Genomic DNA, 22,075 nt, shown 5'->3' with positions numbered 1-22,075 from the left:
GGCACGGAGCACCGGCCCCCTCCTTTAGCCACCGAGTCAAGGACAATGCATGTCAAGCGCAGCCATCAAGCACATCAACGACCTTTCCGCCTTCGTCGCGGCCTCGCCCTCGTCCTTCCATGCCGCGGCAGAAGCCGCCCGCCGGCTTGATGAAGCAGGGTTCACCGCCCTGTGCGAATCCGAGTCCTGGGACCTGGGCGCCGGAGGACACTATGTGCTGCGCGACGGCGCCATCATCGCCTGGGTGCAACCCGCAGCCGCGGTAAGCACCACCGGCTTCCATATCCTGGGATCGCACACCGACTCGCCGTCCTTCAAGCTCAAACCCAAGCCCACCATCGGCGCCAACGGGTGGCTGCAGGCCGGGGTCGAGGTCTACGGCGGCCCGTTGCTGAACTCCTGGCTCGACCGCGAACTGGTCCTCGCCGGTCGCCTGGTGCTGCTCGACGGCACGGTGGTGCTCGCCCGCACCGCCCCGATGCTGCGCTTCCCGCAACTTGCCATCCACCTTGACCGCGGGGTCAACGACGGGTTGAAGCTGGATACGCAGACGCACATGAACCCGGTCTGGGGCATCGGGGACCCCGCCGAGGCCGACGTGCTTGCCGTGCTGGCCGAATCCGCCGGCGTGGACGCGGCCCAGATCGGCGGCTATGACGTCGTGGTTGCCGACGCCCAGTCCGGTGAGGTCTTTGGCGGATCCAACGAGTTCTTCGCCTCCGGGCGGCTGGACAACCTCTCCTCGATGCATGCCTCGCTTGTTGCGCTGCTCGAACACGCGGAGACCCGGTCGGGGGACCACACCGCCGTGCTTGCCGCCTTTGACCACGAGGAAATCGGTTCCGCATCCCGCTCGGGCGCTTCGGGCCCGTTCCTCCAAGACGTGCTGATGCGCATCGGGCATGGCCTGGGCGCCGATGCCCAGGACCGCACCCGCGCCTACGCCGATTCGGTGTGTCTCTCGGCCGATGCCGGGCACTCGGTGCACCCCAACTACGCCGGGCGCCACGACCCGGCGAACCACCCGCTGCTGGGTGCCGGCCCGCTGCTGAAGATCAACGCCAACCAGCGCTATGCCACCGACGGTGTCGGGGCGGCGCTGTTCGCCCGGCTCTGCGCGCAGGCCAACGTGCCATACCAGGAGTTCGTCTCCAACAACCAGATGCCGTGCGGTTCCACGATCGGCCCGCTGACGGCGACCCGGTTGGGCATCCGCACCCTCGACGTGGGGATCCCGCTGCTTTCGATGCACTCGGCCCGCGAGCTGTGCGGTGTCGAGGATCCGTTGCGCTTGGCAAAGATCTCAGCCGCATTCTTCGCAGCATAGCGGTGGTTGACGCGTCGGGAAGCGGGAGGTTTCCCCGGCTTTGTGCGCCGTGATGCACCCCACCGGGGTTTGTCGGTCGGGATGCGGATTTTCCGCTAGAATAATTGAGGCTGTTTCCGTCGCGCCCGGCAATCGGGTTGCGGCTGCAGCAAATGCAAAGAACCTCCTGTTGCGGAAATACCGTGACCGTTTAGCCCAAAGGAGGTGGGTTCACATGCGTGCTTATGAATTAATGGTGCTGATCGACCCCGAGGTCGACGAGCGAACCGTCGAACCAATGATCGGTAAGTTCCTTGATGTTGTCCGTAACGATGGTGGAACCATCGAGAACGTTGACATCTGGGGCCGTCGCCGCCTGGCCTACGACATTCAGAAGAAGAATGAGGCCATTTACGCGGTAGTCAACTTCACCGCAACCCCCGCAACTTCCGCAGAGCTTGACCGCCAACTGGGCCTCAATGAGACCATCATGCGCACCAAGATCACCCGCCCGGAAGAAGCAAAGGTCGTCGCAGAGTAATTCTGCTTCTTCGATCTTCGTAGAACAACACCCTTGTAGGAGGCTCCAATGGCAGGCGAGACCGTCATTACGGTTATCGGTAATTTGACCGCTGACCCGGAACTACGTTTCACCCCGTCAGGGTCCGCAGTGGCGAACTTCACCATCGCATCGACCCCGCGAACCTTCGACCGCCAGACCAATGAGTGGAAGGACGGCGACACGCTGTTCCTTCGTGCATCGGTGTGGCGTGAGGCAGCCGAAAACGTCGCTGAGACGTTGACCAAGGGCATGCGTGTTGTTGCCCAGGGCCGCCTCAAGTCGCGTTCCTACGAAACCAAGGAAGGCGAAAAGCGTAACGTCACCGAGCTTGAGGTCGATGAAATCGGCCCGTCGCTGCGTTACGCCTCCGCAAAGGTCACCCGTGCCCAGCGCTCCGGTGGTGGCGGTGGTGGCTTTGGTGGTCAACAGCAGAACGCTGGGGCCAATGCCGGCGGCAACCAAGGCGGCGGCGGTGGATTCGGTGGCGGCAACGCCGGCGGAAACCCCGGTGGCGGCTGGAATGCACCGGCAAGCGACCCATGGGGTGCTCCTGCCGGAGGAAACAACGGCGGATGGGGCAACCCGGGTTCCGACGAACCACCCTTCTAAAAACATTTATTCACCATCCCGCAGAAAATTCTGCGGGCTCCACAAGATGAAGGAGCTCCACGATGGCTAAGGCTGAACTCCGTAAGCCCAAACCTAAGTCCAACCCCTTGAAGGCCGCTGACATTACTGTCATCGACTACAAGGACGTAGCACTGCTGCGCAAGTTCATTTCCGATCGCGGAAAGATCCGTGCCCGTCGCGTTACCGGTGTTTCCGTTCAGGAACAGCGCAAAATCGCCCAGGCCATCAAGAACGCGCGTGAAGTGGCCTTGCTGCCATACTCCGGCGCCGGCCGCGGCTAAGGAAGGTATACCAACATGGCAAAGCTCATTCTGACCCACGAAGTTACCGGCCTCGGTGCCGCAGGCGACATCGTCGAGGTGAAGGACGGTTACGCACGTAACTACCTTCTCCCGCGCGCCTTCGGCATTGTCTGGACCAAGGGCGGTGAGAAGCAGGTCGAGTCGATCAAGACCGCCCGTGCTGCTCGCGCCGTGGCGTCCCTGGACGATGCAAAGGCACTTGCCGCATCGATCTCGGCCAAGCCGGTCAAGCTGACCGTCAAGGCCGGCGCAACCGGTCGCCTCTTTGGCACCGTGAAGACCGAGGACATCGCCAAGGCTGTTGAAGCCGCTGGCCTGGGCTCGCTCGACAAGCGCAACATCGAAATCAACGATCACATCAAGTCAACGGGTAACTACTCGGCGACCGTGCGTCTGCACGCCGATGTATCGGCCAAGGTTTCGCTGCAGGTAGTTGCTGGCAAGAAGTAGTTTCTTGCACGTCGACCCTTGTGGTTGACGACGAAGCAGTGTGGGCCCCGCCAATGGCGGAGCCCACACTGCTTTAAGGCGCAGGGTTCCGCGGCCGGGGGAGCGCAGGGGGCCGGCGTTGGGCCTGCTGGCCCCTTGGGAGGCCGCGCCCGGGCGGTACAGGCACCGGGAGGCAGAACGGGTCCATGGAGCCGGACGAGCGGCCAGCAATCACACCACCAGTGGCCATGCCGGCGCGGGGCGAGGCCCGGGGGCGCAGAAGACCCCATGTGAGCGATGGATCTTTGATTTTTACGCTTCATGTCCAAGTGTGTCGAAACAAACTTTGACGCGAGCGCAACAATTCTCCTAACGTTGGTGATGAATCAAGAGTGTCAACTTATAGGCCCTGGCTTGTTGGCCGGCAACCCTCTCACGGTGGTGGGGTGCTCCAGGTGAAGATTCGGCCTTCGGGGACCCCGGGGGCAAGTACCGCACACCTCGCTTGGCTGCGCGTGATTTCACGCACCTTAGCGACGGTGGGCCGAAGCCGAAGGACTGAGAACCATGGCCCTCACCTCTGACCTCACACCCGATACCCTGCGCAACGTCTTTGCCCAGCACCCCTCAGGAATTGCAGCACTTTGCACCATTGTGGAGGGACAGCCGCAAGGGATCGTGGCTTCCTCCTTCACCGTCGGGGTCTCGATGGATCCGCCCCTGGTCATGTTCGCCGTCCAGAATACTTCGCGGACCTGGCCGTTGGTTCGCAGCGGAGGAAGAATTGGCGTCTCTGTCCTGAGCGAAAAGAACGAAGGGGTATGCCGCCAGATAGCCTCCAAATCGGGGGACCGCTTTGCCGGGCTCCGCTTGAATTCAACCGACGAGGGCGCCCTCTTCCTGCACGAGGCCACGCTGTGGCTGGATTGCTCGATCGAGCAGGAAATCCCGGCGGGCGACCACCACATCGTCCTCTTGCGCGTACACGGCCACCAGGGGCACGAGACAGTCAATCCTCCGCTGGTGTTCCACGGGTCGGCGTTCCGTCGACTGGAAGCCGAGCAACTGGTCTCCTAAGGGCATTCCTACACCAAGGCTTGCTTCTCCGAAGCCCGGGATGGAGAACGGGGGCCTCGGGGAGTGGGCTTTGGCGCGAGATCGACGTTGACGAGCGCCACTATGACGGGTCGTGGACCGTATCCATCATGTGCCGGTATCCTTCACGGGCGAGCTGGGCCAGGACCTCCAGGTCAATGTCCTCGAGCTTGTTGACATAGAGGCAGGAAGCTCCGCGTTTGTGCTTGCCCAGCGTCTGCAGAAGCTGCTCGGCGTTCGGGCCGATCGTGAGCCCGTAGAGGGCCAGGTTTGATGATCTTGGTGAGAACCCAATGGGGCATGCATCACCTTTGCGGCCAGAGTCGTACATGTAGTGATAACTACCGAAGCCAATGATGCTCGGCCCCCACATGGTTGCTGGCTGAGAGCTGGCTTCCTCCATCAGCTCCAACAGGACCTCCACATCGGCGCTCCGCCGCTGGTTTGGCACCGTCGCGATGAACTCCCGTGGATCAAGGTGCGTCGGCACGGTCCTGGTGGGGTTCATGCTGGCCAGTATGCCAGTGGCAGTGATGTGCATCAAGGTTCCTTATCCCCAGCTTTCTCGTAAACCTCGGCGTGTCTGTGGATAGCTTGTGGGTAACTATTGCGTTAGGCGCGGGTTAACCCCGGAATCATGGGCTTCTTGTGTGTATAACTAGCATTTACGCCCGTGGAGTATGCCGAAATTTACTTTGTATCCACAAGGTGCAGATTACGTAAAGCCTAGTCAGTCATCTTTTGATACAAGAATCTAAGTGAAATCCACAACGTTTTCCCCAGACTGTGCACACAACACGCCGTAAGGTTCACAGGTTATCCACATGGGCTGTGGATAACCGTGTTGGGTTTAGGGGAAAACCGGTCTATGGTGACAGTGTTCCCCACCTATTTCCACAGGTTCGCGGTGCCCTTGCGCACAAGTGAGTTTGGACCTAACGAATTGTCATTGCTCCCTGAGACACTGAATAGGTAATGAAGCGGAAAACTTGGGAACCCGCGAAGCTCGAAGGGAAAAGCCCGTGTCGCTAGCCAATGTCGAAACCAGCTCGGACTCACGTGAGTCGGACTATGGACGTACTCCACCGCAAGACCTTGTAGCCGAGCAAAGCGTGCTGGGCGGCATGATGCTCTCCAAGGACGCGATTGCGGACTGTGTCGAGGTTCTGCGCGGTCTCGACTTTTATCGCCCGGCGCACGAGGCCATCTACGAGGCCATCATCGACCTTTACGGCCGCGGTGAGCCTGCTGATGCCGTTACGGTCTCCGACCTGCTTACCAAGCGCGGCGAGATCACCCGGATTGGCGGCCCCGCCTACCTCCACACGCTCATTCAGTCGGTGCCCACCGCAGCGAATGCCGGCTTCTATGCAGAGATCGTGCGCGAACGTGCCGTGCTGCGCCGCCTGGTCGAAGCAGGCACCAAAATCGTGCAGCTCGGGTACTCGCATGACGGGGAAGTCGACGCGATCGTCAACGAGGCCCAGGCCGAGATCTACAAGGTGTCCGAGCGCCGTACCGCCGAGGACTACGTCCCGCTGCGTGACATCATCGAAGGCACCGTCGATGAAATCGAGTCGGCCGGGCACCGTGGCGAGGGCGTCACCGGTGTTCCCACCGGAATCTTCGAACTCGACGAACTGACCCAAGGTCTCCACGGCGGCCAGATGATCGTCATCGCTGCCAGGCCAGCTGTTGGAAAATCAACGTTCGCACTGGATTTTGCTAGGTCAGCATCCATTAAGAACAATATGACGGCCGTTTTCTTCTCCCTGGAGATGGGTCGCAACGAGATCGCCATGCGCCTGCTTTCGGCCGAGGCAAGCATCGCCTTGCAGGATTTGCGCAAGGGCACCATCCAGGATGAGCAGTGGTCCAAGATCGCCACGACCATGGGCCGGCTCAACGACGCTCCGCTGTTCATCGACGACTCCCCGAACATGTCGCTGATGGAAATACGCGCCAAGTGCCGCCGGCTCAAGCAGAAGCACGACCTGAAACTGGTGGTCCTGGATTACCTGCAGCTGATGAGCTCTGGCAAGAAGGTCGAATCCCGCCAGCAGGAAGTCTCCGAGTTCTCGCGTGCCTTGAAGCTGTTGGCCAAGGAACTCGACGTGCCGGTCATTGCCCTGTCCCAGCTCAACCGTGGTTCCGAGCAACGCACGGACAAGAAGCCGATGATCTCGGACCTTCGCGAATCGGGATCCATCGAGCAGGATGCCGACATGGTGATCCTGTTGCACCGTGAAGACATCTACGACAAGGAATCGGCGCGTGCCGGCGAAGCAGACGTGATCGTGGCCAAGCACCGTAACGGCCCGACCAAGACCATCGTTGTGGCCTTCCAGGGCCACTACTCGCGGTTCAACAACATGGCCCAGGACGGCATGGGCTAAACCGCTCCGTAGCCATTGCCCCGGCGCCGATCACGGAGCCGGGCAGGCCGCGGTCCACGGCGGGGGCGCTGGATACGGGTCAGCCGATGGTGTTGCTCCCAAGTGGGGCTGCTACTCAGGGGGTCCCGAAAAGCCGCCCGAAGAAGCCCTGAGGTTCGCTCCCCTCGGCGGTGATTAAGCGGGCGCCGAACCCGTCGTAGCTGCCGCCGTGCTTGTCGGTGATGGCGTACACGCCGCGCAGGGCCTGCTCGGCGCTTTCCACGTCCAGGGTTTGCTCACGGTAGGCCCGCAGCAGGTATCTTGAGTTGGCGTCCTGGCCCTCGGTCCGATCGACTTGCCAGCCCGAACGCTCAAGATGCCCGGCGGCCTCCGTGACTTCGCGTAGCGAGCGGAAGGACATGAAATGTTCCATCTCGCGCTTGGTAACGAGCTGGTCGCCCAGCGCCGCGCGTTCGGCCAGTTCCTTGCGCAGCGTGGCTAGTTCCTCGTTCAACGACATCTTCGCCCGGCTCCTTCCCTTGTCTTCGTGCAATGCGTGCGTGAGCATCAGTTGCGTGGCCGGAGCCTTACCGTGGGCAAGACCGGGGCGGGCAACGGCGCCGGCCCGTCTGCAGGGAAGTCCCCGAAACGCTTGGTGTCCGGGCCCGCAGGCTCCGCACCTGTCTCCGCTTGCCACTGCCTTCGGTACCTAACGATTTCCTCGTGGGTGCGGCCCACGAAGTTCCACCACATCAGGATCTGCTCATTGAGCGGTTCACCGCCAATCAGCAGTGCGCGCACCGGATGGGAGCCTGCGGTAAGGCTGACTTCCTGGCTCCCGGGTGGCAGGTAGGCCAATTGGCCGGCGCGCAGTTCGTCTATGCCGATCCTCAACGTGCCGGTATCCAGCAACACCCCGTGTTCGTGTTGCTGCTTCACCGCGAGCCGGAGGGTGGCGCCGGGCTGAAGCAGGATCTCGGCACCCACCAGCTCGGTATACGTCGAAACCGGCGAGGCCGAATGCTGGTCCGTGCCGCCGGGGTTGAGCACGCCCAGCCCGCCGAGAAAGACGCTGAGGCTGAATCCGTCCCCGGACAGGGGCTCGGGCCGATAGTGCTCGAAGGCGGGTGTCACGTGGCGCGCGGAGTCGGGCAGGGCAACCCACAGCTGGGCCCCGTGCAGCATAATGGTTTCGGGGGTGGAATATTCGGAGTGGCTGATGCCGCGGCCCGCGGTCATCAGGTTCAGCTCGCCGGGGCGGATGATTCCGTGGAAGCCGGCTGAATCACGGTGCTCGATTTCTCCGGTGAACAACCACGAGACGGTCTGCAGCCCGGTGTGCGGGTGGCGAGGGACCCTCATCCCGCCGGTATCACCGACGGGGTCGGGTCCGTAATGGTCTAGGAAGCACCAGGCGCCGATGAGGCTGCGCTGCTTTTGCGGCAGCGTGCGGCGTACGCTCATGGAGCGCGGTCCGCCGAGCGGGACATTGCGTGGGACCAGCAGCTCGATCCCCGGGTGCCGTGCCCCGGCCCCGCAAAGAATCTCGTCCGGATGGACATCCATGTTGCTCATGGCCCCAGCGTAGTGCCGGGGTCGGCTTTAGGCATCCCCTTGCGTGCTCGCGGCCAGTGACCTGGATCCGGCACGCAGCCAGCGTGCGAAGCACACCAGCATCAGCGCAATGGTGCCGATCCATGCTGCGGCCGCAATCCAGACCCCGACTTCCCCGATGCGGATCATGACCGAGATGGATTCGCCCCGGCCGAAGGAGATGCTTGCAGCCGACATCATGCCCAGCGGGAAGACGATGGCCCAGAGCCCGGTCTCGTAGCCCATCGGATAGTGGGACATCACATGGCGCCAGATGCCGAAGAGCACCAACAGCGGGATCCACCACATGCCCAGGGCCCACAACACGAAGCTGGCCCCGGCGACGAAGGTGTGGGTGCTGATGGAGATCGCCAGGTCTCCCGGCATCGACAGCACGTTTGCCCCGGCCAGCACGGTGATCGCGGTCGCTCCCATGAAGATCCAGTAGGTAGGGCTCAGGGTTTCCGGCCGGTTGGGCAGCGTCAGCATGCGCAGGGTCACCAGCGTGCTGACCAACAGGTAGAGCACCAATCCGATGCCCCACGCGGCCGTGGCCCCGACCGCGGCGAGATCGTTGTGCGTATTGCGGGCGAACACCGCGAACGCGTTGGCCAATGACTGGGTGCCCACGACCCAGAGGAACCAGCTGCCGTTGGCGTCGTGCAGGATCGGGGTGGAGCGGTCGCGCAGCAGCATGGAGGCCGGAATTCCGTAGGTCAGCGCCACCCACACCACTGCCGCGATGCTCGCCAGCACCATCATCGCAGCGGACATGCCGGCTATCTCCAAGCGCAGGCCCATCACGTTGGCGCCTGCCACGATGGTAAAGAACCCGAAGGCCTTGGCAGGGTTGTTTGCATCGGCCATCAGCGTTCCCGGGTGGGAAATCGCGCGCCACACCAAAGCCACCGACAGCAGGACCCCGGCCGCCGCGGCTATCCACATCAGAACCACGGACAATGCCCCGTGGCCCACCATCCACAGCCCGGTGGAGAGGATGCCGGTGGCCATCACGAACGAAAAGGCGGCAGGCGGGAAACCCTTGACCACCGCGTCCAACCGCACCAGGGACCCGCTGGGGACGGCGGCGGCGACGGGCTGGCGGTTCACTGATGGCACGATGTCTCCTTCAAGAAGGTCTTCAGGCCAGATTAGCCCCGGTGGCCGTGATGGGTCGCTAACCCCCCGCCACGGACTGCATGATCAGCACGCAATGACCCTGATGCACCGTCGATTCCAAGCCCTCAAGGTCGATGATATTGTCCTGTCCGATGAAGATGTTCACGTATCGGCGGACATCCCCGCGCTCATCACGCACCCGCCGCCCAAACAGTGGGTATTGGACATCGAGTTCATCCAGCAGCCCACGCATGGTCGGTTCCCGCGGCAGCGGGACCTCAAGCCGGCGTTGCCCGGCCAACGTAGCGGCCAGCACCGAGGGCACCTCGATGACGATCGTGCTCATTGCCGCACTCCGGCCAGCGTGCCAGCCCTGACGCTGAGCACATCGGGCAGTCGTTCGGCGACCGTGGCGAAGTACGCACCCTCGTCGTTGCTGGCAAAGACCTCCCCGCCGCGGGTACCGAAGTACACGCCAACACTTCCGGGATGGTCATCCACCGCTGCGGCGTCCCGCAACACTGCGTTGTAATCCACATCGGGAAGGCCCTCGTGCTGTTCGCTCCAGGACTCTCCGGCATCGGTGGATCGGAACGCCGAGAGACGGCCGTCGACCGGGATGCGCTGCGAGTCGGCCTTCAGCGGGATGGTCCACACGGTGCCTCCGGTGCGCGGGTGGGACAGGAACACGAACCCGAAGTCCGAGGGAAGTCCCTTGGCGATACTTGTCCAATGGTCCCCGGAGTCATCGCTGCGGTAGACCCCATGGTGGTTTTGCGCATAGAGACGGTTGGCGTCGGCGGCGTCGGCGGTGATGTGGTGGACGCACTGGCCGAACTCCGGGAGCGGATCGGGCATGAAATACGCGGAGATCCCGTTGTTCCGTGGGTCCCACTTCTTCCCGCCGTCTGTGCTGCGGTACACCCCTCCGGTGCTCATGGCTGCGTGGATGGTGTTCTCATCCTGGGCATGGGGAACTATGCTGTGCACCGCGGCCCCGCCGAACCCAGCGCCCCACTGGCTGCGGTGCGGGTGGTCCCAGAGCCCGCGGTTCAGTTCGAAGTGTTCCCCCGAGTCGGTGGACTTGAAGACGGAGATCGGTTCGCATCCGGCCCACACCACACCCGGGCGATCGGCGGTGTCCGGTCGCAGGTGCCAGATACGTGCCAGTGCGGTGTCGGTGTCGGTGGGGAACTTGATGGCGCCGGCCTCGGGTTCGGACCAGGTGGCGCCGAGATCGTCGCTGTAGAGGACGCTCGGCCCCCAATGCCAGTCGTTGACCCCGGCCAGGATGCGGGTCCTGCCTTCGCGGGTGTCAATGGCAACGGAGGACACTTCGAGGTTCAGGAAGTGGGGTCCGTTGAGCGTCCAGTCTTCACGGTCAGTGCTTTCAGCCAGCCAAAGGCCCTTTTTGGTTCCGATGGCCAGGATGGTTCGAGGTTCGGTGTCCATGGAGAACAGTGCAACATCCCAAGGTCCCGGATACAAGAGTTGGACCGCATAAAAAGGACCCTCGATAGGCCCCGGGACCAAGAAACCGCTTTACGCGTTGCCAAAGCACGGGGGCCGCGTATGTGGTGCGGAGTTGCGAACATGTCCTCTGCGGCAACGCCAGGAGGTGCAATGCCCCAGATGCAATGTGCGACGGCACGGCTACTGCTCTCCGAACACCCGCAGGAAGACCTGGCTGCCGTCTTCGCAATCGCCGGCAACCAGCGAAGATCGAGGCACATCGCGGACCCAAAAACCTGCGCCGACCGAGTCGTTGTTGGAAATGTTTGGCGTAGGTTGGCAGCAGAACGGGCTTTCACATTGGGCGGTGCGCCTGGGAAACGACCAAGCCCTGCCGGGCTTGGCTCCGAGGAAGCTCGTGGGAAGAGGGGGAGTCCACCTACTTGAGGCCAATGAAGGTTCCCCGCTGTGGAAGCTGGGCTACCGGATTGCCCCGGAATGTTGGGGCCACGGTTTTGACACCGAGCTGGCATGCCATGGTATTGAGGGTGCCCACGCCTGCCGGGACAAGACTCCGGTTGTTGACAGGATGCTCCCATTGAGCCCGGCCTCTCTCACGGTCGCGCAGAGGGCCGGGCTCCGGCTCCGTTGGGAGGGGCGGCCATCGCCGAGCACGGTGGAAGCAGTGGGGGAGGCATCGGTGAAGCGTCTCATCCTTGCTGGTCGGGAACTGGGTCCCGAGGTGCTCCACTGGCCCGCCTACCGCGGCTGATGATGTTCTTGCACAGCCCACCCGACAGGGTGTTGCATGCGGTCCCTTGCTCGGGGGGCAGGGGGCAGAGCCGTCGCCCGGCGGCCTCAATCCTCTTGCAGGCTGCGCAACGGTGTCCACCCGACGGGAAGCGGGCCGCGGATAGCTGCGCGACGGCGATCGGCCTGAGCCGACCAACCTTGGGCGATGCTCCCGCCCGGCTCACCGACGGCTCCGCGGGCCACGCGGAAACCGACATCATCAATAACGGCATCGGGGGCGCTGCCACGGCGCACCGAAGCCCGGCAGCTCCAGGCCTTGTCATCCCATCCACCACCGCGCAGGCTCCGGTAGTCTCCGTACCGGGCGGTATCGGCATAGTCCCAGCACCACTCCCAGATGTTTCCGAGCATGTCGAAAGCGCCGAAGGCGTTGGCCGCCTTGAGGCCGACCTGCCGCGGTCCATCGAGGCTGTCGCCGGCGGTCCAAGCGATGTCGTCCAGCGGCCCATGGGTCGGTCCCGTTGTCCCTGCACGGCAAGCGAACTCCCACTCAGCCTCGGTGGGAAGCCTGTAGCCCTCCGCACCAACGTTCCAGAGGGTACCGCGCTCGCCGAACCCGTATGCGGGCTCCAGGCCGGCGGCGAGCGACGAAGCATTGCACCAGGCTACGGCCTCAAACCATGTCACCGGGTGTGCCGGAAGGTTCGATCCCGCATGGTGTTCCGGCCTCATGCCCGGGACTTGCGCCCATTGGGCGTTGGTGACTTGGGTGTGTGCGAGTTGAAATGGGCGCAGGTGCACCTCTCTGACCCGCTCTGAGCGTGCGTCGCGCATGCAAATTGTTCCGGAGGGAATCGATGCCATTGAAAGTTCCACGACTTGATCATCCCCCAGTATCGAGAACCAGCGGTATGGAGAAAGGAAATCTTTCGATTCCCGGTAATACTGCAATCATGGGAATATGCTTGTTGCATGAGTGGAGCCTTGAACGAATCGTCTTTCTGGATCCTTACGGCCTTGGCCGGCGGGCGACGGCACGGATACGCCATCATGCAGCAAATTGCCACCTCAAGTGGCGGAGCTTTTACCCCGAAAGTGACAACACTCTATGCCGCGCTTGAACGTCTGACGCGCAGCGGGGCAATCATCGTGGACGGCGAGGAAATCGTGGAAGGCCGCGCTAGACGCTATTTCAAGCTCAGTGACCAGGGCGCACAGGCCCTGTCGGCGGAGGTGAAGTCAATGGAGAACAGGTTGAAAGCAGCCAGAAAAGTGACTTCCCCAATGGTGGCATCTGGTGTGCCCAGCCCGGGGGCGGTGATTGCGTGAGCAATGAGATGGAACGAACCTATCGCCGGTCACTGGCGAGGTTTCCGAAGGCGTGGTAGGAAAGGCACTCGGAAGTTGTCCTGGGAATGCTTCTGCACGATACCGACGCAAAGGCCCTGGACAAGGTGCCCGTTGGCCAACTTGTGGGCCTCAGGCTCCAGGGGATGGCGGAACACTACACATTCGAAAGGGTGCGTATCCTGGCGTTGGTCGCGACGGGACTATGGTTCGTGGGGCTGGTGCTGGGAGCGCTCCCGGAATTAGTCCAGGGATCGATTCTGGAATCGACGAACCTCTCGAGCATTGCCCTTGCTTCGTTGGACGGTGCACGGTCCTTGGCCTCGTTTGCCGTGCCGTACTTCCTGACGATCATGGCACTCACAGCGTTTCTATATCGGATCGGATGACTAGCTGCTTGGCAGTTGACCACCGTCAACTTCCTCTGTGGTTTGGGAATTGTTGCCGGAACCGTTGGATCATGGCTGTTCATGGCCGACTATGCAGCAAATTTCTCCACGCCCTTGACCGGCGAAACACCGTTTGTCGATTTATTGAATGCCTTGGGCTTTAGCTTCACCATTGCGGCTCCCGCACTGATGCTGCTGGGATTGGCGTGGCACGCGTTCTCTACCAAGGCAGGACGCCCACCAGTGGCCGTGGTGGTTGCTCTGCTCGCCGGCATCTTTGCGGACATGGCGTTCCTGGGCGGCGGGCTGGTCCAGGTGCTCGCGCAATCACTTTTCCTGGCCGCTTGGATGCCAGAAAGGACCCCGGAGTCGTGGCTGGGACCGAATGCCGCATCCCGGGATGCCTCTCGCCCGCACTCCATCAAATGGACGCACAGCCGAGGTAGTGCCAGGTCGGCCGCGGTGTCGCTTGCCGGCCGCCGGTTGAGCCGGGGGGGCGAACTACTCTGTGACCGCACACCTAGACGGGTGAGGCAAAGGCCGCGCCGGCAGAAAGCCATCCGCGCCATGCGTCGTCAAGCCAGGGTCCGCTTCATGGAAAGCTGATTCAGCGAAAATCATGGCCGCCAGATCCTCGGTTCCTATGCAACGGCGGTGAAGGGCAAGGATGTTGCGGGTTTCAGGGACTCTGCGCGCGTGATGTCCACTTCTACGATGCGTGGGGATGTTTCGAGTATGAGGGTTCCCCCGCGTGGTGGACGATGGAGGAAGGATGAGCCGGATTGCTGCGTGCCGAAACACTTCAGGTCGACTTCGTCGATGCCCGGATGTGAAAAAGCGTTCGCCAACCGATAGGTTCACCAGGGGACTTTCACTACGCGCGTCGGGCTGGCTGATCGACCACGAGCAATCCTCGTTGCCCGTCGACATCGAAACCGGGCGCGGGTTATTCGGGTCTTAGGCGCCTCGCGGCCCGTACATGATCAGCCCTACCCCGACCAAGGCAACGAGGGCGCCGGTGATGTCCCAGAGATCCGGGCGGAAGCCGTCCAGGAACACCGCCCACAGCAATGATCCGGCAATAAAGACTCCGCCGTAGGCAGCCAGGATGCGGCCGAAGTTGGCATCCGGCTGGAGCGTGGCCACGATTCCATACAGGCCCAGGGCAACGGCCCCGCCGCCGACCCAAAGCCATCCGCGGTGTTCACGGATGCCCTGCCACACCATCCAGGCACCACCGATTTCCAGCAGTGCGGCCACGCCAAAGAGCAAGATCGATTTCACCAAGGTCATACCCGCAATCCTCTCGCACTCGGCAGGTGGGTGTTTGCTCCCATGCACGACACCTGAATTTTCGGTTCATGGCCAAGAACGCGATATCCTCATGCGCATGGATATGGGCGAACTGGTTATTGAACACGAATTTTCGGCACCCCGCAGCGCCGTATGGGCTGCCTTCACCGAACCGGAGATCCTTGCCGAATGGTTTGGCCCCCAAGGGTGGGGAGTACACGTGGATACCGTGGAGATCGAGCCCCGAGTTGGAGGGGTCCAGAAGTTCGTGATGCATCTGCTCGATGACGCCACGCAAACTTCCCCGGTGCATGCGACGTTTACCGAGGTCCGAGAGCACGAACTCATGGTCACCGAGGACGGACCGCATGAAATGACCCTGAACCTGGTCATTGAAATGCGCGTCGAGCTCGCCGACTGCCCGACGGGGACAGCGCTGCGGGTCATCCAAGGCCCGCTTCCGGCCGAGGTCCTCGAGCCCTCACGGACCGGTTGGGAATCCTCGTTCAACAAACTGGATCGACTGTTCGCCAAGCACCTCTAGGGCGTATAGCCTTTAACCTCGCCCGATGAACGGCATGCCCGCGGCTGTGATGGTCATGTTGTTGATCGAGACGTCGGCCGGCGCGCTGGCCATGAACTCGACTGCGGCCGCGGCCTGGTCGATATCGAAGGAAGGTTCGATCCTTCTGCTCCCGTCAGCTTGTAATGCGCCGGAGTTCGCACCGACGTCTGCCATCATGTCCGAGGCGGTATTTCCGATATCGATCTGCGAGCAGGTGATTCCGTAGGGGCGCCCGTCCAGTTCGATGGACTTGGTCAGGCCGGTGATCGCGTGTTTGGTCACCGCGTAGGCCACGGATGCCGGACGCGGAACCTGCGCGCTTATGGATCCGTTGTTGATGATTCGTCCGCCACCTGATTCCTGCATGTGCCTGAACGCGGCACCGGCGCAGTACATGGCACCACTGAGGTTTACTGCGCAGACCTGCTGCCATTGCTCCGGGGTGAGTTCTCCGATGCCCGCAGCGGGGCCGAAGATCCCGGCGTTGTTAAAGAGGACATCGATCTTGCCGAAACGAGTGGCTGCGGCGGTGGCCAGCGCCTCCACCGCGTTTGGGTCGGTGACATCGGTGACGACAACCAGTGCGTTGGGGTGGTCCTCGGCACTTCGCTGCAACTGGGCTTCCCTCCGCCCGGCAAGGACCACGTTCCAGCCGGATTTGAGCATGCGGCGTGTGACTGCCTGGCCGATCCCTGATCCGGCACCGGTGACCACGATGGTTCGCGAGTTGTGAGTGTGTTGGTCTTCAACGGGGTTCAAAGGGAAACCATCCTTATGGTCGTGGATTGGAAATGCAGGGGTTGGCTGTCGATGGTGGGCCCACGGACAAGGTTATCCAGCCGTGCCCGGATTGTCAGGAACCTGCGGCCGGACGTAGCATTCGGACCCCTTGGCCCCTGCGACGGATAACTCAGGGCTTCAATGCGCCGAGCTGTTTGCCGGTGACGGCGGCTAGACCGGAAAGATTGCTTTCATTCGGTCTTATCCTCGGAAAACTTGTCCGAGCTCACCTGCTGTGGCTCCAAGAGAGGCGACAGATATTGAATTGCCCTAGTGGGAACGAGGAATTTGGATCATATCTTGTTGGATGAGTTGGACTTCCATCCAGGGTTTTAGGCCTGGATCGGCAGTCACGAAAGGGAAGCATCTATCGAATAATGACGCAACGTTGACTTTTGGGCTTGTGACAGCGTTCACTTAATCTTAGTATGCGAGAGGAAGATTTCACACAGTGAAATATTCTCGTGCTTTAATTGGTGACCAAAAGTTGCCACCCCTCCACGTCTGAAGGAAACATCTATGACCATCGTTGATGAGTTCACTCAAGCATCGTCGTTCGACCCCGAAGAAACCTCTGAATGGATCGAATCATTCGATGCGTTGGTGCAAGCCCGCGGTACCCAAACTGCTGAAGGCATCATGACCTCGCTCATGGGTCGTGCGGGACAGGCCAGCGTGAATTTGCCGCTGGTCCACACCACCGACTACGTGAACACCATTGCCGTTGACCGCGAACCGGAGTACCCAGGTGACGAGCAGGTTGAGCGCCGCTACCGCGCCTACATGCGTTGGAACGCCGCCGTCATGGTGCACCGCGGCCAGCGTCCCGGTGTCGGTGTCGGTGGACACATCTCCACCTATGCCGGTGCTGCAACCCTGTACGAAGTTGGCTTCAACCATTTCTTCCGCGGCAAGAACCACCCCGGCGGCGGAGACCAGGTCTTCTTCCAGGGCCACGCCTCGCCAGGAATGTACGCTCGCGCCTTCCTCGAGGGGCGTTTGAGCGAAGAGGACCTGGACGGTTTCCGCCAGGAAAAGTCCCGTCAAGGCCATGCGCTGCCTTCCTACCCGCACCCGCGTTCGTTGCCGGATTTCTGGGAGTTCCCCACCGTGTCCATGGGCATCGGACCGGCCAACGCCATCTATCAGGCGCAGTCCAACCGATACCTGCAGAACCGCGGCATCAAGGACACCTCCGACCAACAGGTCTGGGCTTTTTTGGGCGACGGCGAAATGGACGAGCCCGAATCACGCGGCTTCCTCCAGTTGGCTGCGAACGAAAAGCTGGACAACCTCAACTTCGTGGTCAACTGCAACCTGCAGCGCCTCGATGGGCCGGTGCGCGGCAACGGCAAGATCATGCAGGAACTCGAAGCCTTCTTCCGCGGTGCCGGCTGGAACGTCATCAAGGTCGTCTGGGGCCGCGAGTGGGATTCCCTGCTCGAAAACGACACGGACAACGCACTGGTGGACATCATGAACGAGACCCCGGACGGGGACTACCAGACCTACAAGGCTGAGAACGGTGCCTTCGTCCGCGAGCACTTCTTCGGAAAGTCCCCGCAGACCAAGGAAATGGTTGCGGACCTGACCGACGAGCAGATCTGGAACCTCAAGCGCGGCGGCCACGATTACCATAAGGTCTATGCCGCGTATAAGGCCGCGACAGAGTTCAAGGGCAAGCCGACAGTCATCTTGACCAAGACGGTCAAGGGCTACGGGCTGGGCCCGCACTTCGAGGGGCGCAACGCGACGCACCAGATGAAGAAGATGACCCTCGAGGACCTCAAGAACTTCCGCGATTACCTGCGCATCCCGATCACCGACGAGCAGCTCGAAGCCGATCCTTACCTGCCGCCGTACTACCGCCCGGAGCAGGATTCGCCCGAGTACAAGTACATGATGGAGCGCCGCGAGGCACTGGGTGGGTCCGTTCCGGCCCGCCGCACCAAGACAACGGAGATCCACCTCCCAGAGGACAAGGCGTACGAGACCGCGTCACGTGGCTCGGGCAAGCAGCAGGCCGCCACCACCATGGCGTTCGTGCGTGTGCTCAAGGACCTGATGCGCGACAAGGAGTTCGGCAGGCGTGTCGTCCCGATCGTGCCCGACGAGTCGCGCACCTTTGGCATGGATGCCTTCTTCCCGACGGCAAAGATCTACAACCCTGCCGGGCAGAACTATCTTTCGGTGGACCGCGACCTGGTGCTGGCCTACAAGGAATCCCCGGCCGGCCAGCTGATCCACCCGGGTATCAACGAGGCAGGGGCCGTGGCGGCATTCACCGCCGCCGGAACCTCCTATGCCACGCACGACGAGCCGTTGATCCCGGTCTACGTGTTCTACTCGATGTTCGGTTTCCAGCGCACCGGAGATGCCTTCTGGGCAGCCGGGGACCAGATGACCCGCGGGTTCATCATCGGCGCGACGGCCGGGCGCACCACGCTGACCGGTGAGGGCCTGCAGCACGCCGACGGGCATTCCCCGATCCTAGCCTCGACCAACCCGGCAGTGGTCACCTACGATCCGGCCTACGGCTACGAGATCGGCCACATCGTCAAGTCCGGCCTGGAGCGCATGTACGGGGGCAAACACGAAGATCCGAACGTGATGTACTACCTCACGGTGTACAACGAGCCCTACCAGCAGCCCAAGGAACCGGAAAACACAGACGTCGAGGGAATCCTGCGTGGTATCCACCGCGTCTCGGAAAGCCACCTCGAAGGACCGCGCGCCCAACTGATGGGATCGGGCGTGTCGGTGCCGTGGGCCCTGGAAGCCCAGCGCCTCCTGGCAGAGGACTGGGGTGTATCGGCGGATGTCTGGTCGGTGACCTCCTGGAACGAGCTGCGCCGGGACGGCCTCGCGGCGGAGCGCGACAACTTCCTGAACCCGGGTTCGGAGCCACGGGTTCCCTTCGTGGCCAGCCAGCTCGTTGGTTCGCGCGGCCCGGTCGTGGCTGCCACCGACTACATGTCGATGGTTCCTGACCAGATCCGCCAGTTTGTGCCCAACGAGTTCGCCACCCTTGGCGCCGACGGGTTCGGTTTCTCCGACACCCGCGCCGCGGCACGTCGCTTCTTCAAGATCGACGCGCACTCGATGGTTGTGCGCACGCTGCAGCTGCTGGCAAAGAACGGTGAAGTGGAGGCTTCCGTTCCTGGAGCAGCCTTCGCCAAGTACCAGCTCAACGACGTCAACGCCGGAGCCAGCGGCAACTCAGGCGGCGACTCCTAAACGGTTTTACGCTGCAACACTTTGGGCCCCGTGAGCAGTGCCCGTGTTTCTTTCCTTATCCAGGAAGAGCGCGGAGTCTGTTTGCGGGGCCCTTTGCCATGCCCCAGAGAGGGCGCCCAGTGCCGGGCCAGGGAGTTGGTCCTGTGCAAGCCACGATCGGCGTAGGTGTGCGCCCAGTGGCGACTGCCAGGTGACGTCGCGATGCCGCAGCCCTTTATTCGATGGCCCAGGGGCCGGAAGCTGGATTGTTCTCGGTTCCCGGTCTGCATATCGATCCAGTGCGGCGGCTTCGGTCCTTGGGACTGTTCGGCCACTGTCGGGACTCGTGGAAGCGGAGGACCGGAACGTTGGGGCGAAAAGGGCTGGTAAGCACAACAAAGCGAGGGGAAGCCATCGTGTTTTCGATGGCTTTCCCTCGCTTTGCGGACCTAAGTGGCCGTGCGACTACCGTGCTTGGTTGGGCAGGCGACGTCCTGGGCGCAAACGCGACCACCATGGAGTCAAGCCGTTGCCCCGGACTGCCCGAGGGCCCATATCGGGGTCGAGGCCGCGAATCGGGTGGAATATCCCAGTGGATAGGGCCGCGGGTGTCTCCGCGGGTGCGTGCGCTTCGTGTTCACTGGGCAATTTAGCTGCTGAACCGACGATTTTCATGCGACCTCCTCTAACTAAATGCTTCCGCAATGTGGAAATAATGTTTTGCTGTACGAAATGATTATGGTCACACTTGGGGTGCTTGCGCAAGGGGTGAGGGAGAAAAAGTTGCTTTACGGTGCGAATTGGCAGGGTTTTGGAAGTTGTGAAAAGTTTTTTCCGTTTTCACTTGACGAACACCCTGTGATGCGGGTTACATGGAGTGAGAGAAAGTTTCCACGATTCAAAAACATCGAGTCGAAGCCGGCACAGCTGGTGGTAAGGGTGTTCAGCCTTTGATCGTGGCACGCAACAGATACTTGAAAGAGCTGATCACCCATGGACGTGTTGATCTTCAACAACCTTGATGCAGAGGCAGCAGCAAACATCCTGCGCCCATGCATCGATATCGACCGCTGGATTGATTCCATCGTGTCGGAGCGCCCCTTCGGTTCCACCGAGGAGCTGTTGAGCCAAGCCTGCAACGCAGCAAACCCGTTCTCGGAAGAGGAAATCGTCTCTGCGATGGCCCACCATCCGCGGATCGGTGAGCGCGCCGAGGGAGGGTCGGCCGAAGCAACGCTGAGCCGCGGCGAACAGTCCGGGCTCAACATGGAAGCCGACATCAAGGAGCAGCTGGCCGCGGGCAACCGAGCCTATGAAGAGCGCTTTGACAGCGTCTTCCTGATCCGGGCCGCCGGACGCAGCAGCGAGGAGATTCTCGCAGAGCTCAACCGCAGACGTACGAATGACGACAAAACCGAAACCCGCGAGGTCGGCGAGCAGCTGCGAGAAATCGCTTTGCTCCGACTCGGCGCACTCTTCGATTCTGTCTCCGCGCGCTAAGCGCCCCACAAACTACCCTTGAGGAGCTCTGAGAGCACAGCTATGGCAGAACGTAGCCACATCACAACCCATGTACTCGACACCGGGACCGGGAGGCCTTCCTCCGGTGTCAAGGCCACGCTGGAAGCCAAGAAGGCATCCGGTTGGCAAGAAATCGGGACCGGGGTGACCGACAGTGATGGTCGGATCGCAAACCTCGGACCGGTGCAGGTTGAAGCAGGCGAATACCGTGTTTCCTTTGAAACCGGCGCCTACTTCGGGCAGAAGGGTACGGAAACCTTCTTCCCCGCGGTAACGATCAACTTCACGGTGTCCAACACCGCGGATCATTACCACGTACCTCTTCTTATCAGCCCGTTTGCATTTTCCACGTACCGAGGGAGCTAATTATCATGACAAGCACCACTACCGAAGCCAACGTCTCGACCAAGATCGTCCTGGGAAAGAACCAGTACGGCAAGGCCGAAGTACGCCTCGTCAAGATCACCCGCGACACCGAACGCCACGAGATCCAGGATCTGAACGTCACCTCGCAGCTGCACGGCGACTTCACCAAGGCCCACATCGAAGGTGACAACGGCCGGGTTGTCCCAACCGACACACAGAAGAACACCGTCTACGGTCTTGCCCGTGACGGCGTCGGATCCGTGGAGAGCTTCCTGGTTCGCCTCGGAGAGCACTTCACCAGCGAATTCGAATGGATCACCGGTGGCCGCTGGGCAGCCGAGCAGTACTTCTGGGATCGCATCAACGACCACGACCACGCATTCTCGACCAACAAGTCCGAGGTTCGCACCGCGGTTCTTGAGATCTCCGAGAACGGCGAGAAGAACATCGTTGGCGGACTTTCGGGCCTCACCGTCCTGAAGTCCACCGGTAGCGAGTTCGTCGGCTTCCCCGTAGACCGATACACCACCTTGAAGGAAGCCACGGATCGTATCTTGGCTACCGATGTCACCGCGCGCTGGCGCTACAACACCGAGGCCATCAAAGCCGGCGGTATCGACTTCGACGCTCTGTACACCTCAGTTCGTGGACACCTGTTGGAGCAGTTCGCCAACAACCACTCCTACGCACTGCAGCAGACCATGTTTGAAATGGGTCGTGCAGTTCTCGAAGCCCACCCGGAAATCGACGAAATCAAGTTCTCGCTTCCGAACAAGCACCACTTCCTGGTTGATCTCGACGCATTCGGTCAGGACAACCCCAATGAGGTCTTCTTCGCGGCCGATCGCCCGTACGGACTCATCGAAGCAACCATCACGCGTGAAGGCGTTGCCGCCACGCACCCGATCTGGGAAAATACGCCAGGTTTCTGCTAAGCGGTGAATAAAAGGGTGTGCCGACGCTGTCACGTCGGCACACCCTT

25 protein-coding genes and 1 riboswitch are annotated in these 22,075 nt (G+C 61.8%); of the genes, 16 read left to right on the top strand and 9 right to left on the bottom strand.

The features are described 5' to 3' along the window. Nucleotides 1-49 precede the first annotated feature (49 nt). From ABEA12_RS02910 to ABEA12_RS02885, 6 genes are all read left to right on the top strand, one after another. Nucleotides 50-1,327: a M18 family aminopeptidase gene (locus tag ABEA12_RS02910; RefSeq protein ID WP_210099315.1), complete on the top strand. Its 1,278-nt coding sequence runs from the start codon at nucleotides 50-52 to the stop codon at nucleotides 1,325-1,327. Between the two features lie 214 nt (nucleotides 1,328-1,541). Then, entirely contained in the window at nucleotides 1,542-1,847 is a 306-nt protein-coding gene (gene rpsF / locus ABEA12_RS02905) for a 30S ribosomal protein S6 (protein ID WP_210099316.1), read from the top strand. A 48-nt stretch (nucleotides 1,848-1,895) separates the two neighbouring features. Continuing rightward, nucleotides 1,896-2,477: a single-stranded DNA-binding protein gene (locus tag ABEA12_RS02900; protein WP_210099317.1), complete on the top strand. Its 582-nt coding sequence runs from the start codon at nucleotides 1,896-1,898 to the stop codon at nucleotides 2,475-2,477. 62 nt (nucleotides 2,478-2,539) lie between these two features. Beyond that, the gene (gene rpsR / locus ABEA12_RS02895) at nucleotides 2,540-2,779 is read left to right on the top strand and encodes a 30S ribosomal protein S18 (protein WP_007269381.1); all 240 of its coding nucleotides are present in this window, start codon (nucleotides 2,540-2,542) and stop codon (nucleotides 2,777-2,779) included. A gap of 15 nt (nucleotides 2,780-2,794) precedes the next feature. Continuing rightward, entirely contained in the window at nucleotides 2,795-3,250 is a 456-nt protein-coding gene (rplI, locus tag ABEA12_RS02890; RefSeq protein ID WP_210099318.1) for a 50S ribosomal protein L9, read from the top strand. A 363-nt stretch (nucleotides 3,251-3,613) separates the two neighbouring features. Beyond that, nucleotides 3,614-3,727, top strand: a riboswitch (SAM riboswitch). Between the two features lie 69 nt (nucleotides 3,728-3,796). Continuing rightward, the gene (locus ABEA12_RS02885; protein WP_210099319.1) at nucleotides 3,797-4,306 is read left to right on the top strand and encodes a flavin reductase family protein; all 510 of its coding nucleotides are present in this window, start codon (nucleotides 3,797-3,799) and stop codon (nucleotides 4,304-4,306) included. A 100-nt stretch (nucleotides 4,307-4,406) separates the two neighbouring features. Here the strand turns inward: ABEA12_RS02885 and ABEA12_RS02880 are convergent, their stop codons facing one another. Beyond that, on the bottom strand, nucleotides 4,407-4,865 hold the full coding sequence (locus ABEA12_RS02880; RefSeq protein ID WP_345466301.1) for a DUF1801 domain-containing protein: 459 nt from the start codon (nucleotides 4,863-4,865) through the stop codon (nucleotides 4,407-4,409). A 481-nt stretch (nucleotides 4,866-5,346) separates the two neighbouring features. Here ABEA12_RS02880 and dnaB point away from each other — a divergent pair, with 481 nt between their 5' ends. Next, entirely contained in the window at nucleotides 5,347-6,720 is a 1,374-nt protein-coding gene (dnaB, locus tag ABEA12_RS02875) for a replicative DNA helicase (RefSeq protein WP_210099320.1), read from the top strand. A gap of 115 nt (nucleotides 6,721-6,835) precedes the next feature. On the opposite strand, the gene ABEA12_RS02870 is transcribed toward dnaB, so the two are convergent. The 5 genes from ABEA12_RS02870 to ABEA12_RS02850 are packed head-to-tail and all read right to left on the bottom strand — an operon-like array spanning nucleotide 6,836 to nucleotide 10,863. Beyond that, nucleotides 6,836-7,219: a ribonuclease E inhibitor RraB gene (locus ABEA12_RS02870; RefSeq protein WP_210099321.1), complete on the bottom strand. Its 384-nt coding sequence runs from the start codon at nucleotides 7,217-7,219 to the stop codon at nucleotides 6,836-6,838. 47 nt (nucleotides 7,220-7,266) lie between these two features. Further along, a complete protein-coding gene (locus ABEA12_RS02865) occupies nucleotides 7,267-8,274 on the bottom strand; it encodes a pirin family protein (protein WP_210099322.1) in 1,008 nt (335 codons plus the stop codon). A gap of 27 nt (nucleotides 8,275-8,301) precedes the next feature. Next, on the bottom strand, nucleotides 8,302-9,411 hold the full coding sequence (locus ABEA12_RS02860) for a tellurite resistance/C4-dicarboxylate transporter family protein (RefSeq protein WP_210099323.1): 1,110 nt from the start codon (nucleotides 9,409-9,411) through the stop codon (nucleotides 8,302-8,304). 58 nt (nucleotides 9,412-9,469) lie between these two features. Further along, entirely contained in the window at nucleotides 9,470-9,757 is a 288-nt protein-coding gene (locus tag ABEA12_RS02855) for a ubiquitin family protein (protein WP_210099324.1), read from the bottom strand. Further along, the gene (locus ABEA12_RS02850) at nucleotides 9,754-10,863 is read right to left on the bottom strand and encodes a WD40/YVTN/BNR-like repeat-containing protein (protein ID WP_210099325.1); all 1,110 of its coding nucleotides are present in this window, start codon (nucleotides 10,861-10,863) and stop codon (nucleotides 9,754-9,756) included. The genes ABEA12_RS02855 and ABEA12_RS02850 overlap by 4 nt, the downstream gene beginning before the upstream one ends. A 166-nt stretch (nucleotides 10,864-11,029) precedes the next feature. On the opposite strand from ABEA12_RS02850, the gene ABEA12_RS18580 reads away from it, so the two are divergent. After that, nucleotides 11,030-11,635, top strand: a complete 606-nt coding sequence (locus ABEA12_RS18580; RefSeq protein WP_425571719.1) for a GNAT family N-acetyltransferase — start codon at nucleotides 11,030-11,032, stop codon at nucleotides 11,633-11,635. A gap of 86 nt (nucleotides 11,636-11,721) precedes the next feature. Here ABEA12_RS18580 and ABEA12_RS02845 read toward each other — a convergent pair whose 3' ends face one another. Next, nucleotides 11,722-12,480, bottom strand: coding sequence for a formylglycine-generating enzyme family protein (locus ABEA12_RS02845; protein WP_210099327.1), 759 nt, complete (start codon nucleotides 12,478-12,480; stop codon nucleotides 11,722-11,724). Between the two features lie 108 nt (nucleotides 12,481-12,588). Here ABEA12_RS02845 and ABEA12_RS02840 point away from each other — a divergent pair, with 108 nt between their 5' ends. The 3 genes from ABEA12_RS02840 (at nucleotide 12,589) to ABEA12_RS02830 (ending at nucleotide 13,958) form a co-directional block, all read left to right on the top strand. After that, a complete protein-coding gene (locus tag ABEA12_RS02840) occupies nucleotides 12,589-12,945 on the top strand; it encodes a PadR family transcriptional regulator (protein ID WP_210102402.1) in 357 nt (118 codons plus the stop codon). Between the two features lie 86 nt (nucleotides 12,946-13,031). Beyond that, nucleotides 13,032-13,352 (top strand): hypothetical protein, encoded by a 321-nt coding sequence (locus tag ABEA12_RS02835; RefSeq protein WP_210099328.1) that lies wholly within the window; start codon nucleotides 13,032-13,034, stop codon nucleotides 13,350-13,352. A gap of 15 nt (nucleotides 13,353-13,367) precedes the next feature. After that, a complete protein-coding gene (locus ABEA12_RS02830) occupies nucleotides 13,368-13,958 on the top strand; it encodes a hypothetical protein (RefSeq protein WP_210099329.1) in 591 nt (196 codons plus the stop codon). Nucleotides 13,959-14,309: 351 nt separating this feature from the next. On the opposite strand, the gene ABEA12_RS02825 is transcribed toward ABEA12_RS02830, so the two are convergent. Next, complete coding sequence (locus tag ABEA12_RS02825) at nucleotides 14,310-14,645, bottom strand: YnfA family protein (protein ID WP_210099330.1); 336 nt, start codon at nucleotides 14,643-14,645, stop codon at nucleotides 14,310-14,312. A gap of 91 nt (nucleotides 14,646-14,736) precedes the next feature. Between ABEA12_RS02825 and ABEA12_RS02820 the strand changes: the two genes are divergently transcribed. After that, a complete protein-coding gene (locus ABEA12_RS02820) occupies nucleotides 14,737-15,189 on the top strand; it encodes an SRPBCC family protein (RefSeq protein WP_210099331.1) in 453 nt (150 codons plus the stop codon). Nucleotides 15,190-15,201: 12 nt separating this feature from the next. Here the strand turns inward: ABEA12_RS02820 and ABEA12_RS02815 are convergent, their stop codons facing one another. Next, nucleotides 15,202-15,969, bottom strand: coding sequence for an SDR family oxidoreductase (locus ABEA12_RS02815; RefSeq protein ID WP_210099332.1), 768 nt, complete (start codon nucleotides 15,967-15,969; stop codon nucleotides 15,202-15,204). A gap of 540 nt (nucleotides 15,970-16,509) precedes the next feature. On the opposite strand from ABEA12_RS02815, the gene aceE reads away from it, so the two are divergent. From aceE to pucL, 4 genes are all read left to right on the top strand, one after another. Continuing rightward, nucleotides 16,510-19,227, top strand: coding sequence for a pyruvate dehydrogenase (acetyl-transferring), homodimeric type (gene aceE, locus ABEA12_RS02810; protein WP_210099333.1), 2,718 nt, complete (start codon nucleotides 16,510-16,512; stop codon nucleotides 19,225-19,227). Between the two features lie 972 nt (nucleotides 19,228-20,199). Then, on the top strand, nucleotides 20,200-20,706 hold the full coding sequence (uraD, locus tag ABEA12_RS02805; RefSeq protein ID WP_210099334.1) for a 2-oxo-4-hydroxy-4-carboxy-5-ureidoimidazoline decarboxylase: 507 nt from the start codon (nucleotides 20,200-20,202) through the stop codon (nucleotides 20,704-20,706). 42 nt (nucleotides 20,707-20,748) lie between these two features. Next, nucleotides 20,749-21,093 (top strand): hydroxyisourate hydrolase, encoded by a 345-nt coding sequence (gene uraH / locus ABEA12_RS02800; RefSeq protein ID WP_210099335.1) that lies wholly within the window; start codon nucleotides 20,749-20,751, stop codon nucleotides 21,091-21,093. Between the two features lie 5 nt (nucleotides 21,094-21,098). Continuing rightward, nucleotides 21,099-22,028 carry a factor-independent urate hydroxylase gene (gene pucL, locus ABEA12_RS02795; protein ID WP_210099336.1) on the top strand — a complete coding sequence of 310 codons (930 nt, stop codon included), beginning with the start codon at nucleotides 21,099-21,101 and terminating at the stop codon, nucleotides 22,026-22,028. The last annotated feature ends 47 nt before the right edge of the window (nucleotides 22,029-22,075 follow it).

The sequence above is a fragment of the Paeniglutamicibacter antarcticus genome (genome assembly GCF_039544305.1).
In the GTDB taxonomy this organism is placed as follows: domain Bacteria; phylum Actinomycetota; class Actinomycetes; order Actinomycetales; family Micrococcaceae; genus Paeniglutamicibacter; species Paeniglutamicibacter antarcticus_C.
This window is presented reverse-complemented; position numbering and strand designations above follow the sequence as displayed.

Coding starts and splice junctions, on each gene's coding strand:
- uraD (WP_210099334.1), top strand. CDS start 20,200: ATGGACGTGTTGATCTTCAACAACCTTGATGCAGAGGCAGCAGCAAAC.
- ABEA12_RS02880 (WP_345466301.1), bottom strand. CDS start 4,865: ATGCACATCACTGCCACTGGCATACTGGCCAGCATGAACCCCACCAGG.
- ABEA12_RS02900 (WP_210099317.1), top strand. CDS start 1,896: ATGGCAGGCGAGACCGTCATTACGGTTATCGGTAATTTGACCGCTGAC.
- ABEA12_RS02870 (WP_210099321.1), bottom strand. CDS start 7,219: ATGTCGTTGAACGAGGAACTAGCCACGCTGCGCAAGGAACTGGCCGAA.
- ABEA12_RS02835 (WP_210099328.1), top strand. CDS start 13,032: ATGCTTCTGCACGATACCGACGCAAAGGCCCTGGACAAGGTGCCCGTT.
- ABEA12_RS02845 (WP_210099327.1), bottom strand. CDS start 12,480: ATGGCATCGATTCCCTCCGGAACAATTTGCATGCGCGACGCACGCTCA.
- rplI (WP_210099318.1), top strand. CDS start 2,795: ATGGCAAAGCTCATTCTGACCCACGAAGTTACCGGCCTCGGTGCCGCA.
- uraH (WP_210099335.1), top strand. CDS start 20,749: ATGGCAGAACGTAGCCACATCACAACCCATGTACTCGACACCGGGACC.
- aceE (WP_210099333.1), top strand. CDS start 16,510: ATGACCATCGTTGATGAGTTCACTCAAGCATCGTCGTTCGACCCCGAA.
- ABEA12_RS02840 (WP_210102402.1), top strand. CDS start 12,589: ATGAGTGGAGCCTTGAACGAATCGTCTTTCTGGATCCTTACGGCCTTG.
- rpsF (WP_210099316.1), top strand. CDS start 1,542: ATGCGTGCTTATGAATTAATGGTGCTGATCGACCCCGAGGTCGACGAG.
- ABEA12_RS02820 (WP_210099331.1), top strand. CDS start 14,737: ATGCGCATGGATATGGGCGAACTGGTTATTGAACACGAATTTTCGGCA.
- ABEA12_RS02855 (WP_210099324.1), bottom strand. CDS start 9,757: ATGAGCACGATCGTCATCGAGGTGCCCTCGGTGCTGGCCGCTACGTTG.
- rpsR (WP_007269381.1), top strand. CDS start 2,540: ATGGCTAAGGCTGAACTCCGTAAGCCCAAACCTAAGTCCAACCCCTTG.
- ABEA12_RS02910 (WP_210099315.1), top strand. CDS start 50: ATGTCAAGCGCAGCCATCAAGCACATCAACGACCTTTCCGCCTTCGTC.
- ABEA12_RS02865 (WP_210099322.1), bottom strand. CDS start 8,274: ATGAGCAACATGGATGTCCATCCGGACGAGATTCTTTGCGGGGCCGGG.
- ABEA12_RS02885 (WP_210099319.1), top strand. CDS start 3,797: ATGGCCCTCACCTCTGACCTCACACCCGATACCCTGCGCAACGTCTTT.
- ABEA12_RS02825 (WP_210099330.1), bottom strand. CDS start 14,645: ATGACCTTGGTGAAATCGATCTTGCTCTTTGGCGTGGCCGCACTGCTG.
- pucL (WP_210099336.1), top strand. CDS start 21,099: ATGACAAGCACCACTACCGAAGCCAACGTCTCGACCAAGATCGTCCTG.
- ABEA12_RS02850 (WP_210099325.1), bottom strand. CDS start 10,863: ATGGACACCGAACCTCGAACCATCCTGGCCATCGGAACCAAAAAGGGC.